The sequence below is a fragment of the Enterococcus saccharolyticus subsp. saccharolyticus genome (assembly GCF_029023825.1).
Lineage (GTDB): Bacteria > Bacillota > Bacilli > Lactobacillales > Enterococcaceae > Enterococcus_F > Enterococcus_F saccharolyticus.
On sequence record NZ_CP118957.1, the window covers coordinates 482897 to 501303 of the forward strand.

Consider the following 18407-nt stretch of genomic DNA (forward strand, 5'->3'; position numbering starts at 1 on the left):
TCAGCCTCTTTTTTTAGTGTACATATTCCAAAGCGTTGTAAAATATGCTACATTTATGTTAGCGTCTACATTTTAAAACTAAAAAAGGAGGAAGCTACGGTAAGGTAAACGTGTAGCGAGCAAAAATATGGTGAAAAAAGAGATAATGTATCAGACGAATTTTCAAACAAAAGAAGAATTGTTTCAAGGGGTCACAGCCTTTTTAGTCGACAAAGGGTTTGCAACTGCTGAATTTGAAGCAGCGTTACGTGAGCGTGAAGAACGTTTTCCAACAGGTTTACCTAGTGAACCACCGGCAGCAATTCCGCATAGTGATGGCACTTATGCCAAAGAAGATGTGATTGTGGGTATTTTGAATGAACAACCCTTAGAATTTTATCAAATGGGTACCAATAAAAGTACTTTGCTACACCCACGAATTGTTTTTGTGCTGTTAGTTCGCGATAAAGTCACTCATTTAGATCAGTTGCAACGAATTATTGAGAAAGCGAAAGACCACGACTTTCTCGTACGTTTACAGGATGCTTCAGACGAAGGACAGTTTACATCACTTATTCAAGAAGAATTATAGAAGTTTTTCATCACGTTCTTTCCGCTATATTCGTGCCAATAAATCGAGCATGCAGTGAAGAAGTGCGCAAGAGATTTAGCAATTGTTTTCTATCAAATTATCAATTTTCTATAAGATAAAACAGGTCAGTTACGAACGTCATATCGCTCAAATGAAAGAGAGAGAAATCTCTCTTTTTCTCATTTTTTCGCCATTTTTGAAAATGAACATCCAAGTCAGAAAGAATAAGTATGTGAAAAAACGATTGTTTTATGTTTTTTCATAAAAAAATATTCTTATATTCTCTGAAAATACGAACTTTTTCAGAAAAAATGAAAATAATTTTGGTTAAATCTTTTTAATTTAATTGCTATCTGATATAATGAAAATCACATCTTATTGTTAGAAGGAGAGAAAAAAAGAATGACTGTTTATAACTTTTCTGCCGGCCCTGCCGTCTTGCCAAAACCTGTATTAGAGAAAGCACAAGCTGAACTTGTGAATTACCAAGGTAGTGAAATGTCCGTGATGGAAATGAGTCATCGTTCCTCCTTGTTTGATAACATCATTAAAGAGGCAGAAAAACTGTTAAGAGAAATTATGGGTATCCCTGATAATTATAAAGTATTATTCTTGCAAGGTGGCGCAAGCTTACAATTTTCAATGATTCCATTAAATCTAGCTGTTGGCAAAAAAGCCTTATACGTAAATACTGGTGCTTGGGCTAAAAAAGCTATTAGTGCAGCAAAAGCGATTGATGGTGTAGAAGTAGAAGTAATTGCATCAAGTGAAGATAAGAACTTTACTTATGTGCCAGAAATCACTAAAGATATGGTGGATCAAGAGGCAGCATATGTTCACATTACTACCAATGAAACGATTGGTGGGATTTCGTATCAAACAATTCCCGATGTGGGCGATGTGCCGATTGTGGCGGATATGTCTTCAAATATTTTAGCTAATAATTATAAAGTAGAAGATTTTGGCCTTATTTATGCTGGTGCGCAAAAAAATATTGGTCCCTCTGGATTAACAGTAGTGATTATTCGTGAAGATTTGTTAAACAAAGAACCAATCTTTTCACCAATGTTAGATTTTGCGGTACAAGCAGCGAATGATTCATTATATAATACACCACCAACTTATGCGATTTACATTGCAAAATTAGTCTTCGAATGGATTCAAGAATTAGGTGGCTTACAAGAAATTGTTAAACGCGATCAAGAAAAAGCCGCATTATTATATGATGCGATTGATGCATCAAACTTATTTATCAGCCCAGTAGACAAAAACTATCGTTCATTAACAAATATTCCTTTTGTAACGGGTGACGAAGAATTAGATAAAAAATTCAATCAAGAAGCATTAGCACAAGGGTTCCAAAACTTAAAAGGTCATCGCTCAGTTGGAGGAATGCGCGCTAGTCTGTACAATGCCTTTCCAAAAGAAGGCGTTGAAGAGCTCGTTGCTTTTATGAAAAAATTTGAAGATGAGAATGGAGAGAAATAAATGTTTCAAATTAAAACATTCAACGCAATTGCTCAAGAAGGTATGAGTCGTTTCGATGAAGACAATTATCAAGTCAATCAAAGTGAAACTCCTGATGGTATTATTTTACGTAGTCAAAAATTACATGACTACGAATTTCCAGAATCAGTTCTAGGTGTTGCTCGCGCGGGTGCAGGAACGAACAACATTCCTGTAGAAGAATGCACTGAAAAAGGCATCGTAGTATTTAACACACCAGGAGCCAATGCGAATGCTGTCAAAGAATTAGTGATTGCGAGCTTATTATTGAGTGTTCGTCCAATTATTCAAGGCGCTATTTGGGTTCAAGATTTAACTGGTTCAAACATTGAAGAACAAGTAGAAGCAAATAAAAAACAATTTGCCGGTAACGAACTGGAAGGTAAAAAACTAGGAGTTATTGGTTTGGGTTCAATTGGGGCGATGGTTGCTAATGATGCCTATCGTTTAGGTATGGAAGTAATTGGGTATGACCCACACGTTTCAGTTGATACAGCTTGGAGTATTTCACGTCGTGTGAAACGTGCAACTGAAATTAATGAAATTTTTTCAACATGTGATTTTATCACAGTTCACGTACCATTGCTTGAGCAAACACGTAATTTAATTAGTGATAAAGAATTAGCAATGATGAAACCAACAACCAAATTATTTAACTTTTCTCGTGGTGAAATTGTTGATCCTGAAGCAGTTTTAAAAGCTGTTAATGATGGCTATCTTGCAGGTTTTACCACTGATTTTGCAGATGAACGTTTATTAAATAATGAAAAAATCTTAGTGTTACCACATTTAGGTGCATCAACTGAAGAAGCAGAAATTAATTGTGCGAAAATGGCAGCCCGTACATTGAAAAAATTCTTGGAAACAGGAACAATCAAACGTTCAGTCAACTTCCCAACTGTTGAGATGGCCTTTTATTCACCTTATCGTATTACAATTATTAACCGTAATGTGCCAAACATGTTAGGCCAAATTTCTTCAACCATTGCGGCGGCAGAAATTAACATCGATAACATGATTAACCGTGGGCGTGGGGAGTATGCTTATACATTGGTGGATGTCAATGAAACCGACGAAGCTAAACTAGCGAATGTTGTCTCACTTTTAGAACAAAATTCTGATGTGATTCGCGTGCGTACCATTAAAAATACCGAAACATCGTATTAAAAGTGAAATCAAATTAACAGACCTCTGAATGAATTTTCATTCAGAGATTTTTTGTTTCGAAAAAAGGTCAATTAAAGTAAACTAAAGAAAATGAATGCGGGGTGAACAAACATGTCAATCAATTTTTATGGACTCAGCTATTTAGAAAACAGAGGGAGTATTAATGATGTCATAAAATACGTGATTATTTTTGCTATTTTAATTTTCTTTGTTTTCGTCTTTATTCGTTATTTGCGTTCGCGAATTCAAACAAAGTATCGTGATTTAAGTTTGATCTTATTTTTAAGTTTATTATTTATTTTGGGCACACAATATGCCGAATACCAACAAGCAGAAGCACAAGACGAAAGCTCGTCACAGATGGCGGTTTTTTTACACACTGTCGCCGACCAGTTGAAAGTACCCGTTGAAAAAATCTATGTGAATAATTTGACGTTAAGCGATGAAACATTGTTTTTAGTCGATAATGAATATTATGTGTTGCATTTAAGTAATGACCGTAATTCATTTCGTTTAGAACCAACGTATCTAGCGAACACAAATGTCAATGTCGTAGAGTAGGAGGGCACAGAAAATGATGAGTTTATACAGTCCAATTATTATCAAATTAGCTTTAGGTATCTTATGTCTGATTGTACAAATTAATATTATGGGAAAAGGTAATTTGGCGCCTTCTTCTGCGATGGATCAAGTCCAAAACTATGTACTCGGGGGCATTATTGGTGGGGTTATTTATAATGATGCGATTAGCGTCTTACAATTTGTTTTGGTTTTAATTGTTTGGACGACCTTGGTTTTAATTGTGAAATTTTCTAAAGAACACAATCGTTTTGTTAAAAATATTATTGATGGCAAACCCACCACGTTAATCCACAATGGTCAAGTCGATATTGCGACCTGTCTTCAACATGGGATTTCAGCCAATGATTTAATGTTTAAGCTGCGTAGTAATGGCATTTATGAAGTATCGAAAGTCAAACGTGCTGTGTTAGAGCAAAATGGCCAACTAACAATTATTGAACAAGGGGATGAAAATATTCGCTACCCAATCATTATGGATGGGCAAATCAATGAAGACTTGTTAGATATTGTCAATAAAGATGAAGCTTGGTTAATTGGCAAAGTACATGAATTAACGGGGAAAGAGATTACAGATATTTATTTAGGCGAATATATTTCAGGTGAGATTAAATTGTATGAATACTAAAAAGAGACGGTAACCTACGTCTAAACTAGAAAAATATCCGAATGATCGTAAAGTTGCGGTGAATACCAGCAAGCAGTTCGATCATTCGGATATTTTATTGTGTTTTTATAAAAAGTGAGTGACTGTCTCAATGATTAATTCAATATTTAAAAGTGTTAAAACAATGGTACAACCCCAACCTAATCCAGCAACTAGTTTGGTATTTTTAAATCGTTTCCCCATAATTTTTTCTGAACTGGTAAAATAAACCAAAGGAATCATGGAAATCGGTAAAGCTAAGCTCAAGAAAACTTGAGAATAAATCAATAAATTATCTAACGCTTGTTCATTGGCACCAAAATAAATGGTACATAGTAATACAGGAACGACGGATAGTCCACGTGTAATGATCCGACGTGCCCAAGTTGGAATTTTCATGTTGATAAAGCCCTCCATCACGACTTGACCAGTCAAGGTACCAGTAATGGTTGAATTTTGTCCGGATGCCAATAAAGCTACCGCAAATAAGGTACTCAATAGGGGACTTGCAACGGCTCCAGCAATCGTCGAATCTTGTAAGGCGTTATACAATGCTGAAAATGTCCCTAATTCATCGCCATGACCAAAGAACATGGCGCTCCCTAAAATCAACAAGAGACAATTGACAAAAAAGGCTGCAGACAATTGAATATTTGAGTCCCAAGTAGAAAAACGCAAGGCTTTAGCGATATTTTCGTCATCTGTGCGATCGTATTTTCGTGATTGAGAAATAGACGAACCGAGATATAAGTTATGTGGCATGACAGTAGCGCCCACAATTCCTAAAGCCATGGTTAATTCACCGGGGTGTAGGACTTGTTTTTGTGGAATTAGTCCTTTGAATACATCAGGAATAGAAGGTTGCGCAATCATTACTTCATATAAGAAGACCACTAAAATCACCAAAATCAAGGTCATAACAATGGCTTCAATTTTCCGAAAACCTAAACGTGTTAAAACTAATAACAACAACACATCAAAAATAGTTAAAATGACACCAATTAATAAAGGAATCCCAAATAATAAATTTAAGGCAATTGCACCACCAATGACTTCAGCAATGTCTGTTGCCATAATCGCTAATTCAGTGACAATCCAAAGAGCAATGCCTAATTTTTTACCAGTATATTTTCGTGTTGCTTGAGCTAAATCCATATGTGTAACAATACCGAGTTTCGCTGCCATGTATTGTAATAACATCGCGATTAAACTAGAAATTAAAATGACGGATAGTAATAAATAACCGTATTTTGCACCTCCACCAATGGAAGTAATCCAATTTCCAGGATCCATATATCCAACCGCAACAAGTGCACCAGGTCCTGAAAAGGAGACTAGATTTTTCCAAAAATTGCCAGTTTGTGGTACGGCAACAGTTCCATTAATTTCCTCTAAGCTCGGACCATTGGCATAGGAGACGAGTTTTTTTGTTTGTTCATTTTCCATCCTCAAAACCTCACTAACTTTTAGGTTGTCCTGAATTCGTATCTATCGTACTCCTAATATTTTAAAAAAACAAGTAAAAAATAGTGGCAATTGCATCGGATTTATAAATTTGCTACAATAAAGAGACAGTAAAGCAAAGGAGGGAACGTATTCAATGGTAAGCATGACTAAAATAACATCATCTGAAAATTATCAACGCTATCATATTAGCTTTAGTCACGCGATTGGTTTTACGATGGCCGTTTACGGGAGAAGTGTATCTAAAAACAGTCAAATAAAACTAAAATCAATGACCATTCAATATGTTTAACCGATTTGTGAAAGAATGACGGATAAATAAAATAACAACAGGTCATGGATTTTCCATGGCCTTTTTGAGTGGTCTTAAAGGAGTCAGAATATGTATATTCAAGCAAATAAGATCAGCAAAAACTTTAGTGGGACCCCACTATTTGAAGAATTAACTCTTAGCATCAATGAAAATGAGAAAATTGGTTTAGTCGGACAAAATGGCACTGGAAAAACAACTTTATTACAGATTTTATTGGGAACAGAAGGAATTGATACTGGCGTAATCAGTCGTAAAAAAGGTCTGTCAATTGGTTGGGTTCCACAAACATTACCAAGTACAAATCAGACTGCTTTTAATTATATTAGTCATAGTTTTACCGTTTTACATGATATACAACAGCAATTACGTTATTACGAAGCGAAAATGACCACACCAACTGGCGACTTGGCGCGTGTATTAACAATATATGGAAATCTGCAACAACAATTTGAAGAATTAGGTGGGTATCAACTGACAGATCGGATTACCACTACGATGAAGGGCTTAGGATTAGCAGCACAATGTTACACGCCTCTCCAGCAATTAAGCGGCGGCGAACGGGTGCGTGTCGAATTAGCGAAGATTTTAATTCAAGAAAATGATGTCTTGCTTCTGGATGAACCAACGAATCACTTGGATTTAGTTGGTATTCAATGGTTAGAAAATTATCTAAAAAACACCAAACAATCATTTGTAGTCATTTCCCATGATCGTGCTTTTTTAGATACAGTGACGCAACGAATTGTGGAAATTGAAGATGGACAAGCGATTGAGTATCCTGGCAATTATAGCCGTTACGTTGCTTTAAAAGCAGCTCGTCTCGTTGAATTAAGTAAAAACTATGACTTGCAACAAAAAGAAATCCAACGTCTCAAACGGATGATTCATCGTTACCGTCAATGGGGAAATGAAGGAGACAACGAAAAATTCTTTAAAAAAGCCAAAGAATTGGAACGCCGTTTAGCAAAAATAACCGTAATAAAAGCACCTGTGTCTCCTAAAAAACGCTTAAAAAGTATCGACCAAGCTTCTTGCTCAGGAAAAGAGGTTGTCATTGCTCAAGCGATTGGGAAAATGATGGGAGATAAATTGCTCTTCGCAGATAGTTCTTTTGCAATTTATCGCGGTGAACGTGTTGCTATTATTGGTGAAAATGGTTCCGGTAAAACGACATTACTACGTTTAATCATGAATCAAGAGAAATTAGATGAAGGAAATATCCACTATGGTGCAAGTCTAAAATTAGGCTATTTACCTCAACAATTAACGTTTCCAGATGCTCAGCAGCGTTTATTAGCATACACCAAAAGCTTTATTAGTGAAGAACAACAAGCAAGACAAACTTTGGCACACTATGGTTTTTATCAAGAAGACGTGGCTAAACGTCTAGGTGATTTATCCGGCGGTGAACAAGTACGGTTATACCTAATGAAATTGTTTCAACAAAAAATTAATTTTTTGATTTTAGACGAACCTACCAATCATTTAGATATTTATGTCCGAGAAGAAATTGAGGCATTGTTGGCGACCTTCACAGGGACGATTTTAGCGGTGACGCATGATCGTTATTTTCTAAAGAAAAACTTTGATCGAGCATTACAAATCGCAGATGAACAAATTCAAAAAATCCCACTTGAGGACTAAGAAAATTATTACATTTTAGAAATTGTTTTCGTATAATAAGACTAGGTGAAAGGAACGAAAGACATGAGCAAATGGTGGAAAGAGGCAATTGGGTATCAGATTTACATTGACGCTGTGATTGCTAGTGCTTGCTCCATCGATGGAAAGAGGCAATTGGGTATCAGATTTACCCAAGAAGCTTCAAAGATACAACAAATGACGGATTAGGTGATATTAATGGTATCCGTGAAAAATTAACTTATTTAAAAGAGTTAGGTGTTGATTTTGTTTGGATTACACCGATTTATGAATCGCCTAACGTTGATAATGGCTATGATATTTCAGACTACTGCGCAATTTCTGAAGATTTTGGTACGATGGAAGAATTTCAATCGTTGGTTAAAGAAGCGCATGCGTTAGATATTAAAATTATTATGGATTTAGTGATTAATCACACGTCTAATCAGCATCAGTGGTTCCAAGAATCGCGACAAGGAACGGATAATGAATATAGTGATTTTTACATCTGGCATCCTCCTGTTAACGGGAAAGAACCGAATGATTGGCATGCAATTTTTGGTGGTTCGGTTTGGGAATATGATGAGGTACGCGGTGAATATTATTTTCATGCCTTTGCCAAAGAACAACCTGATTTAAATTGGGATTCTCCGGCGATGCGCCAAAAAATATTCGATATGATTGAATGGTAGATTGCTCAAGGTATCGATGGGTTCCGAATTGATGCCATTTCTCATATTAAAAAAGATGTGTGGGATCGACCGTTTGATTTTGCAGATGTGAACGGCAATTATAAAAATATTGAAGGCATCGATGTGTACTTGAAAGAATTAAGTGCAGTGTTGAAAAAACATCAGGTAATGTCAGTTGGTGAAGCGAATGGTGTGACGGCTGAAGAAGCGACAGCATGGGTCGGTGAAAATGGTTATTTTGATATGATTTTTGAATTTGAACATATCGATTTATGGCGTACACGGAACGATGAAGGGATTGATTTGCGTTCATTTAAACATGCACTAGTACGTTGGCAAGAGTCATTAGCAGATGGGCGTGGTTAGAATGCGTTATACATGGAAAATCATGATGTTCCTCGTAGCATTTCCGCATTCGGGAATGATTCTTTCGCCTATCGGACAATTTCTGGTAAAGCGTTGGCAATGAGTTTTATGCTGTTGCAAGGGACTCCTTTTATTTACCAAGGACAAGAAATCGGGATGATTAACAATCAATTCGAAAGTATCGAGCAAGTCGATGCAGTGGATTCACGTAATTTATATGAAAGTTTAATTGAGACCGGTGCGACTGTAGAAGAAGCGATGCAAGTCATTTCAGGAACAACTCGTGACAATGCACGGATACCGATGCAGTGGGACGCATCAACATTTGCTGGTTTTTCAGTAAAGAACCGTGGTTAGCGATCAATGAGAACAAAAATTGGTTGAATGTAGTGGAAGAACAACGTCATGAGGATTCCATTTATCATTTTTACAAAAAATTAATCGCGTTGCGTAAGGAATATCCCGTATTTATTGAAGGGGCCTTTCATTATATAGAAACCAACAATGATGATCTGTTTTGTTATGAACGAAAAGATGAGCATACGTGTTTTACGATTGTTGTCAATTTAGGTGAAACAGAACACACCTGTGACTATTTACAAAATATAGCCAACCAAGCTGTCGTTCTGACAAATTATGAGGATGTTTTAGCGAATACCTTGCGTCCGTATGAAGCAAGATTGTATCAACAATAATAAAGAAAAGGCTGTGACAACTACCTATGGATGTTTGTCACAGCCTTTTTTGGAAAAAAATAGTTGTTCATTTTTCGAGAGCATCCCCATAATTTTTCTTTATAATGAAAGAAAACGATAAAGGAGTCCTTGAAGTGATTACATCTGAAAAATTAAAAAAAGAGTAGTACGATGCGCTAGTTCGAAAGGATTCAAATTATGATGGCATTTTTTTCGCAGCCATTAAAACCACAGGTGTATTTTGCCATGCGACGCGTACTGCACGTAAACCTAAATTTGAAAATTGTGCGTTTTATTTGACGGCGGAAGAAGCATTGCTAGCTGGTTATCGCCCATGCAAACGATGTACGCCCTTGTCTTTTCCTAAATCTATCCCAGATGAAGTGAACCAATTAATTCATGCTGTGGAAGCCAATCCGAATAACCGTTGGCAAGAAGCCGATTTTGCTCAATTAGGAATGACTTCAGCAACTGCACGTAGGAAATTTAAAGAGTTTTATCAAATGACTTTTGTGCAATATGCTCGTTCTCGCCGCATGGGTTTGGCATTTAAAGAAATTAAAGCCGGCAGTAAAGTCATTGACCAACAATTAAATACTGGCTATCAGTCCTCCAGTGGTTTTAATGACGCCTTTACAAAAATTATGGGCAATCCTCCTAAAAAAGAGCCGGTAAAAGTGTTGTATGCCTCGTTTATTTCCACGCCGATTGGCCGTATGTTCAGTTTGTCAGATGAACAGTATTTGTATTTATTAGAATTTTTAGATCGTAGAGGATTAGAAAAAGAAATTGAAAAAACGCGCATCAAATACAATGCGCGAATTATTCATGGCACCACAGGGATTAATCGTCAGATAGAAAAAGAGTTGACCCTTTATTTTGATGGGAAATTAACGGAACTCACTGTGCCCATTCATTATGAAGGTTCCGAATTTCAACAGAAAGTCTGGCAAATTTTAAGAACAATTCCTGTTGGAACGACAGTCAATTACAAAGAAATTGCGATTGAATTAGGGGACAAGCATAAAGTTCGAGCTGTTGGCAATGCAAATGGCGCCAATCAACTAGCGATAGTGATTCCTTGTCATCGTGTGATTAATACCAATGGTGAATTAGGTGGATACGGTGGCGGGATTGCACGTAAAAAATATTTATTAGCATTGGAGCAAAAAATGGGTCACACGCATGAAACATTTACTCAATTGACATTGGAGAAATAATTTTTTGTCCTTCAATCCAGTCAAATTCAATTTCAAACGAATGTTTATCAGCTTTTTTAGTATATTTGTATTCCACTTTCAATTGTTCGCTCGGGATGACAGGGATCGTTTCTGTTCCTTGGACAAATTGGAAACTACCTTGTTCTTTCAATTTTTTGGCAAGGGTCTCTAGAGTCGTAGCAAAAGCAACAAGTGACTGTTTTTCTTCATAATCAACCAATACTTCCGTCAATGGTTTTGGTTCACGCATAGTAAAAACCTCCTTGTCTAATTGTTACTTCTAGTATACCTTAATAACACTTGTCATCGCTGATTAGAAGAAAAAATACCTGAACAATCTGAAAGGCAACCACTAAAAAGGGTACATTCATTCTTGTTCAGGTATTTTAGTTATTAATCAGCGCGTAATGCGATAGCGGCATCTTTCTTGGCTGCCATACGTGCCGGAATGTGTCCACCAATCATGGTTAGAATTGTGCTAATGACAATTAAGATTAATCCATGAACTGGATTTAACGTGGCAACATTTTCTAATTCAGTTAAATTGTATAATAACGCATTAATTGGGAAGGTTGCTAAGTAAGCAATTGCGACCCCTAAAGCTCCTGATGCAACACCTAAGATAGCTGTTTCAGCATCAAAGACACGAGTAATATCTTTTTTACGGGCACCTAAGGCTTTTAAGACCCCAATTTCTTTGGTACGTTCTAGTACTGAAGTGTAAGTGATAATCCCAATCATAATCATGCTTGTAACGAGTGAAATACCCGCAAAGGCGATTAAGACATAGGTAATAGCATCCATCAAACCACCTGTTAATTGCGTCATTGTACCCGCTAAATCACTATAAATGATTTTGTCTGCTTTGCTTTTTCCTTTATTATACGCATCTAAATAATCCAAGACTTGATCTTTTGATTTGAAATCATTTGGATAAATCATAATGCTATAAGGGGTAGCACTAGCACCTAAATAATTCAAGAAATTATCTTTGGCAGCTGTATCTAATTGTTCATTCGTCATGACATTCGTCGTACTATCTTCTTGTGCTTTAACAATTGCAGAGGCACTGTTTTTCTCAATGATTTTTTGTGCCAACGCATCGCTATACGCAATACCTGGTGCAAGTAAATCCATTGTTGAAGAATCTTTGATGCGTAAAACCCCAGCAATCGTTAATTCTTCGTTCGCACTATTGTTATAAACAGCTTCTAAATCTTGATTAGGAATAAAGTTGCCAGTAGGTAGTTCAGTATAAAATGCGTCATTGTAGGCAAGTGTGACAGTCGTACCAACAATCTCTGAAAATGGTATTTTTTCCCCTTCTTTGACATCAAAACCTAAATTTTTCAAGGCATTGAGATTCGTTGTATTATTGTTATCCACAATTAAAACGACGTCGTTCGCATTTTCTGGATAATTCCCTTCAAGCAACGAATAATTATCTTTTAAGAAGTTTCCTTGACTATCATCCAATTGTTGTGGGAAAGAAGAAACACCCACACCAGTTTGGGCAGCCATCATAGACATCATGGAACCTGTTTGGCTATCCGCAGCATCGTTGGAGAATTTGACCATTTCGGGTTTGCCATCAATTTCACGCAATAAATTCATATTCACTAAACGAGTGTACCCAATGTTATTACTTAATGTTGGATCGATGTCTTCAATGTAATCGACATAATCTTGATCCAATTTATTTGTATGTTGGGCACGATCAGCATCACTAATTTTAGCAGTGACTTCTTTTTCAGTTGGGAAACTGCCTTTCGTTGAGCGATTTTCAAAATTTGTTGGATCTTGATCGGTAGTCACTTGCGAAATAGTGATTGGGAATTGTGATAAGGTTTCTGATTGTGTTTTATCAATTTGTTTTTGGAAACCTGTTGATAGCGACAAGACAATCGCAATTCCGATAATTCCGATACTTGAGGCAAAGGACGTTAAGAATGTTCGTCCTTTTTTGGTACGAATATTATTGAAAGATAACCGCAATGCAGTAGTGAACTTCATTTTTGTATGTTTTAAATTGAATTCATCTTTCTTTTTTCCTTCGATATGAGGATGGGAATCAGTTTGAATACGACCATCTGAAAATTCAATAATGCGGTCGGCATATTGATGGGCTAATTCAGGGTTGTGTGTCACCATCACGACTAATTTTTCTTTGGATAATTCTTGAATTAACTCCATAATTTGAATACTTGTTTCTGAGTCCAACGCCCCCGTTGGTTCATCACAAAGTAAAATGTCAGGATCATTGGCTAATGCACGCGCAATCGCTACCCGTTGCATTTGTCCCCCAGACAATTGATTCGGTTTTTTATTCATGTGATCGCCTAAACCAACGCGTTGTAACGCATCTTCGGCTTTCGCACGACGTTCTGCTTTGGAAATCCCGCTTAACGTCATCCCTAATTCTACATTGTCGATAATTCCTTGATGACTAATCAAGTTATAACTTTGGAAGATAAAGCCAATGGAGTTATTGCGATATGCATCCCAATCACGATCTTTAAAGGTTTTGGTGGATTTCCCATTAATCACCATGTCTCCAGAATCGTATTTGTCTAAACCACCAATTACGTTTAACATCGTTGTTTTTCCAGAACCACTTGGGCCTAAAATAGCCACGAATTCTTGCTTACGAAAAGCGACGGATACGCCGTCTAAGGCTTTCGTCGTGGTTGAACCAACTTTATAATGTTTTTTGATATCTTTTAATTCTAACATTGCGACACTCTTCTCTGTTTAAATTTACCAATAACTCTAACTAAATTCACGTTTAACGGTATCACAACAGTTAACAAAAATCAACAATCAACATTTGATAATTTTTTTAAAATCATTTAAACTAGAGAAGAAATGAGGGAAGAAAGATGAAGCAACCATCAGAGCTTGATATTTCAGTATTTACGGATATTTTTTCTTTCATGAGTCAATTGGTTTTCCAAGATTTAGAAGTAGATTTAGAAGACTTAAAGTTAACGAAAATGGAAATGTTGATTATTTTAATTGTCGCTACGAATGAAGGGATTTCGATGACCGACTTAGCCCAACAAGTCGGTACCTCGAAAGTACAAATTAGTCGTTCCATTACGAACTTGGAAAAACGCCAAATTGTTCAACGTCAGCATAATCAAAGCAATCGCCGTATTGTGAATGTGTTTACCACGAAAGAAGGAAAAGCGTTGTTTGCTCAAAAAGAAGAACAAGTCAAACACAAACTTGCCGATACTTTTTCTGTTCTAACGAAAGAAGACTATGACATGGTGACCAGCCATTTGACCGGAGCTTTAGAAGTATTAGCGAAATACAAGCAAATGAATGTCTCAAGATGTAAAAAACCAGAGCTGTTAGAGGATTAACAGCTTTGGTTTTTATTTTTTAGCAAACAGTTGCGCTGTATAACTATATGTTTTGTATAGTTATGGGAATTAGTTGTTGATTATTTTTGCAATCGGTTGCATAATAAAAGAAGAGTCAATGAAATTGAAGGAGGAATAACGTGGAGAAGCAAGCAATTTTACACAAAACCAAAAGCAATTATGCCTACGCTTATGATGCACAGACACTTCATTTTCGTTTGCGTAGTAAGCGTGATGATTTAACGAAGGTAACCTTGTTAATCGATCATGAAGATGGATGGTTACCAAATGAAGAAGGTGTGTGGATGTGGCAAAAAAAACAGCTACCCATGCGCAAAGAGTTTTCAACTGAATTATTTGATTATTGGTTTGTCGAAGCAAAACCACATAATTTGAAATCAAGGTACGGGTTTCTTTTAGAAGATGAACAGACACAAGTCTTGTTTGTCGAACGTGGTTTCTTTTCGCCAGAAGATGACTTTATTCAAAATGATATTAATAGTTATTTTTCATTTCCTTATATCCATGAAAATGACATCTTTACAGCTCCATCATGGGTAAAAGAAACTGTCTGGTATCAAATTTTTCCTGAGCGTTTTGCCAATGGCGACGTGACCAATGATCCAGAAAAAACGCATCCTTGGTCAAACGCTACCACCGCTATTTTAGGAGAATTTGAGTTTTATGGTGGCGATTTACGAGGAATTATTCAAAAATTACCCTATCTCGCAGATTTAGGTATTTCTGGTATTTATTTAACGCCGATTTTTAAGTCGCCTACTTCACACAAATATGATACGGAAGACTATTTTGAAATTGACCCTCATTTTGGGACGAAAGAAGATTTACGAGAGTTAGTGGACAAAGCGCATCAATTAGGCATTCGGATTATGTTAGATGCGGTGTTTAATCATATTGGGTGGACATCGTATCAATTTAAAGATGCGCAAGAAAAAGGAACAGCATCTGACTATTATGATTGGTTTTATTTTGAAGGAGAAAATTATTTGAATTTCTCTTATCACATGCCGAAACTAAATACGAGTCATCCAGCAGTGATTGATTATTTGATTCGTGTTGCCCAATATTGGATTTTAGAAGCGGATATTGATGGTTGGCGTTTGGATGTTGCCAATGAAGTGGATCATCAATTTTGGAAAACATTCCGAAAAGCAGTCAAAGAAGTAAAATCGGATGTCTATATTTGTGGTGAGTTGTGGCATGATAGTCAAGCTTGGTTGAATGGGGATCAATTTGACGGCGTGATGAATTATCCGTTGGCCAAACCAATCCAAGAATGGATTGCGACTGAACGCATAGATGGTCATGATTTTTTGGAGCAATTTGTTCATGCCTATACACGCTATCCGAAAAATCAAAACTTGGGGATGATGACTTTATTGGATAGTCACGATACACCCAGAATTATGACAAGTGCACAAAATGATCCACGAAAAGTCGATATGTGTTTTGCTTTACTAGCAACAACGCCCGGGTCAATTTGTTTCTACTATGGCAGTGAAATTTACCTGCAAGGGGAAGATGATCCCGATAATCGTCGGTGCATGAATTGGGAAGAGCGTCCAACGAGTAATCTTGTACAATTGACACGTTTACGAAAAGCGCATCCAACGATGGGGTATGCAGGGGACTATGATTTTTTAAGTGTTACAGCCAATACCATCATCTTTAAGAAAGTCTCTGACAACGAAATACTTTATTTCATTTTCAATACGCAAGGAACCAATGAGGTCATTTTACCAACAGAAATGCAAGATCAAACATTTAACGAGTGCATTCAGCAACAAACAGTTACCTTAAACAAACACTTGATAGTCGAAGAATACAGTTACTTAATATTGAAAAAAGAGTAAATAAAAACGCATGCGCTATAGTTTTACGCATGCGTTTTTGTTTTATTCTTTTACTGAACCAGAAGTAATACCGGCAACATAGAAACGTTGCATGATGATAAATAAAATGGTAATTGGAATAGCAATCAAGACACAGCCTGCGGTAAATGACATAAATAAGGAATTCGCAGTTGTTTTAGTCATCATTGAGAACAACCCAATCGCAACCGTGTAGTTTTCGACTTTATCACCCATAATTACTTTGGCGAATATGAAGTCCATCCAAGGACCCATAAAGGACATTAAAGACGTATAAACAATCATTGGTTTGGATAACGGCAAAGTGATTTTGGTAAAGATTTGCCATTTATTGGCACCGTCAATCATTGCAGATTCATCTAATGCCATTGGAATAGTATCAAAGAACCCTTTGGCGATATAAAAACCAAGTGCTGCCCCTGCAGAGTAAACGAGGATCAACGCAAATTTTGTTTGTGTTAAATCTAACGCTTTTAAAATATAGTAGATCGCAAACATACTCATAAATCCTGGGAACATGTTTAAAACTAAGGCGATTTTCAAGATTGGTTTACGCATTCTGAAACGTAAACGAGAAAGAGCATAGGCCATCGCAATCGTAATGAACGTTGATAAAATACAGCTAATGGTAGCGATAAACAAAGTGTTTAAGAACCAACGTACAAAGGGGAAACTTCCCGTTGAATTACTCAATAAAATTTTATAGTTATCAAGTGTGAATGATTTAGGGATGATATAAGGAACAAACGCACCACCTTCTGCACGGAAACTAGATAGTACAATCCAAACAATCGGGAACATCCAGACAATAGACATGACGATTAATAAGATATAACTTCCAGTTAAGGAAATTCGTTGACTTGATTTATAGCTTTTATTTTTCTTTTTTGCTTCCATAGTCGTTAGCCCTCCTTAAATGAATTTGTTCGAGTGTAGGCAATTAAACTAAATACTGCAGAGAGGATAAAGATTAAGATACCGATAACTGAAGCCAAGTTGTAGTCCATCGTATTCAAGGTTAAGTTATATAACCAAGTTACCAGTAAATCGGTTGATCCTGCTCCATAAAAATCAGAATTTGTTGGTCCGCCGCCTGTTAATAGGAAAATAACATTAAAGTTATTGATATTTCCAATAAACTGTTGAATTAGAGCAGGGGTCATAACGAACAAAATTTGTGGGAACGTAATGTTTCTAAAAATTTGGAAGGCATTTGCACCATCAATGCGTGCTGCTTCAATTTGATCTTCCGGTAGATTTTGAATAATCCCTGTAGAAACTAACATTGTTGCTGGCAAGCCAATCCACATGTTTACAAAGATAACAGAAATTTTTGCCCATAACGGATCTGTTAAGAAAGGAATCGCGGTATCGATTAGTCCCCAACTCATCAACGTTGCATTAATCGGGCCAGCACCATTTAATAAGTTACGCATAATTAACAATGAAACGAATTGTGGTACAGCTAAGGTAATCACAAAAATTGTTCGCCAAAGTCCTTTAAATTTAATGCCTTTTCGATTGATTAATAATGCTAATAAGACACCAAAGAAGAAACAAGTAGCTGTTGCAATGACTGCCCAAATTAATGTCCAACTAAGAACAGGGAAGAAGGTTGCTGCCATTTTTCCATTTAAAACATTGGCAAAGTTTGAAAAACCAACCCATGTGAATAGATTCTTCGGTGGTAGATGGTTATGATCGTAGTTTGTAAATGCGATAGAAATCATATAAATTAACGGTAGAATAGTAAAGAACAAAACACCTAATAATGGAATGGTCATCAAAGTTGCATGGAAACGTTCATTTAACAAACTAGATAAGTCTTCCATTGTTGTAGGTGCTTTTTGTCCTGCTTGTTTCAATTCATAAAGATGACGCGCACTTTTTAGATTCACGATATAAAGAACAATCATTAAAATACAAAGTAAAATAGCTGCAATCCCAAATAATAAGATAAGCATGGAGTTGTCGCCTTCTTGAAGCACAGGAATTCCTAACTTCTTATCCATGACTAACCCTTGTTCTTGTGTTCCTAATGTTGATAGCATACTTAATGCTGTTAATCCGTTGCGAATTAACCAAAAAAGAAAAGCAACTTGTGTCCCTAGGAAAAACAATCCTTTAAGCCATTGTTTATTGGCCAAGTTTGCAGATCCCATAATAACAAATGACAATTTTGTCATTGCATCGCCTTTTTTGAATAACTCACGAAAGGTTGTTTTCTGTTCATATTTTTTTTTGTTAAACATAGCCTTCCACTCACTTTCATTATTTTACAAAGAAA

The 18407-nt window shown here is 36.4% G+C and carries 14 protein-coding genes and 2 pseudogenes; 11 read left to right on the forward strand and 5 right to left on the reverse strand.

Features of this window, described 5'->3' with window-relative positions; genetic code table 11:
- Positions 1–127: 127 nt before the first annotated feature.
- The 5 genes from PYW32_RS02575 to PYW32_RS02595 all read left to right on the forward strand — a co-directional run bounded on the left by PYW32_RS02575 (position 128) and on the right by PYW32_RS02595 (position 4451).
- The gene (locus tag PYW32_RS02575) at positions 128–571 is read left to right on the forward strand and encodes a PTS sugar transporter subunit IIA (RefSeq protein WP_016175891.1); all 444 of its coding nucleotides are present in this window, start codon (positions 128–130) and stop codon (positions 569–571) included.
- Between the two features lie 402 nt (positions 572–973).
- Positions 974–2059: a 3-phosphoserine/phosphohydroxythreonine transaminase gene (gene serC, locus PYW32_RS02580; RefSeq protein WP_016175890.1), complete on the forward strand. Its 1086-nt coding sequence runs from the start codon at positions 974–976 to the stop codon at positions 2057–2059.
- Positions 2060–3244, forward strand: coding sequence for a phosphoglycerate dehydrogenase (locus PYW32_RS02585; protein ID WP_016175889.1), 1185 nt, complete (start codon positions 2060–2062; stop codon positions 3242–3244).
- 111 nt (positions 3245–3355) lie between these two features.
- Positions 3356–3805, forward strand: coding sequence for a DUF3290 domain-containing protein (locus PYW32_RS02590; RefSeq protein ID WP_016175888.1), 450 nt, complete (start codon positions 3356–3358; stop codon positions 3803–3805).
- Positions 3806–3821: 16 nt separating this feature from the next.
- Positions 3822–4451: a DUF421 domain-containing protein gene (locus PYW32_RS02595; protein ID WP_071859184.1), complete on the forward strand. Its 630-nt coding sequence runs from the start codon at positions 3822–3824 to the stop codon at positions 4449–4451.
- Positions 4452–4556: 105 nt separating this feature from the next.
- On the opposite strand, the gene PYW32_RS02600 is transcribed toward PYW32_RS02595, so the two are convergent.
- The gene (locus PYW32_RS02600; RefSeq protein ID WP_016175886.1) at positions 4557–5915 is read right to left on the reverse strand and encodes an Nramp family divalent metal transporter; all 1359 of its coding nucleotides are present in this window, start codon (positions 5913–5915) and stop codon (positions 4557–4559) included.
- A gap of 154 nt (positions 5916–6069) precedes the next feature.
- Between PYW32_RS02600 and PYW32_RS02605 the strand changes: the two genes are divergently transcribed.
- From PYW32_RS02605 to PYW32_RS02625, 4 genes and pseudogenes are all read left to right on the forward strand, one after another.
- Entirely contained in the window at positions 6070–6225 is a 156-nt protein-coding gene (locus tag PYW32_RS02605; protein WP_016175885.1) for a hypothetical protein, read from the forward strand.
- Positions 6226–6315: 90 nt separating this feature from the next.
- Complete coding sequence (gene abc-f / locus PYW32_RS02610; protein ID WP_016175884.1) at positions 6316–7890, forward strand: ribosomal protection-like ABC-F family protein; 1575 nt, start codon at positions 6316–6318, stop codon at positions 7888–7890.
- Between the two features lie 128 nt (positions 7891–8018).
- Positions 8019–9640: pseudogene (locus tag PYW32_RS02615) on the forward strand (alpha-glucosidase).
- A gap of 134 nt (positions 9641–9774) precedes the next feature.
- Positions 9775–10860, forward strand: a pseudogene (locus tag PYW32_RS02625) (bifunctional transcriptional activator/DNA repair enzyme AdaA).
- On the opposite strand, the gene PYW32_RS02630 reads toward PYW32_RS02625, so the two are convergent.
- Both PYW32_RS02630 and PYW32_RS02635 read right to left on the reverse strand, forming a co-directional pair.
- On the reverse strand, positions 10835–11110 hold the full coding sequence (locus PYW32_RS02630; RefSeq protein WP_016175878.1) for an amphi-Trp domain-containing protein: 276 nt from the start codon (positions 11108–11110) through the stop codon (positions 10835–10837). The pseudogene PYW32_RS02625 and the gene PYW32_RS02630 sit on opposite strands and share 26 nt — an antisense overlap.
- A gap of 143 nt (positions 11111–11253) precedes the next feature.
- Entirely contained in the window at positions 11254–13593 is a 2340-nt protein-coding gene (locus PYW32_RS02635) for an ABC transporter ATP-binding protein/permease (protein WP_016175877.1), read from the reverse strand.
- Between the two features lie 146 nt (positions 13594–13739).
- On the opposite strand from PYW32_RS02635, the gene PYW32_RS02640 reads away from it, so the two are divergent.
- Both PYW32_RS02640 and PYW32_RS02645 read left to right on the forward strand, forming a co-directional pair.
- Positions 13740–14228, forward strand: coding sequence for a MarR family winged helix-turn-helix transcriptional regulator (locus PYW32_RS02640; RefSeq protein ID WP_016175876.1), 489 nt, complete (start codon positions 13740–13742; stop codon positions 14226–14228).
- A 140-nt stretch (positions 14229–14368) separates the two neighbouring features.
- A complete protein-coding gene (locus tag PYW32_RS02645; protein ID WP_016175875.1) occupies positions 14369–16102 on the forward strand; it encodes a glycoside hydrolase family 13 protein in 1734 nt (577 codons plus the stop codon).
- 42 nt (positions 16103–16144) lie between these two features.
- Here the strand turns inward: PYW32_RS02645 and PYW32_RS02650 are convergent, their stop codons facing one another.
- The gene (locus PYW32_RS02650; RefSeq protein ID WP_016175874.1) at positions 16145–17017 is read right to left on the reverse strand and encodes a sugar ABC transporter permease; all 873 of its coding nucleotides are present in this window, start codon (positions 17015–17017) and stop codon (positions 16145–16147) included.
- 5 nt (positions 17018–17022) lie between these two features.
- Positions 17023–18372 (reverse strand): carbohydrate ABC transporter permease, encoded by a 1350-nt coding sequence (locus PYW32_RS02655; RefSeq protein WP_016175873.1) that lies wholly within the window; start codon positions 18370–18372, stop codon positions 17023–17025.
- Positions 18373–18407 lie beyond the last annotated feature (35 nt).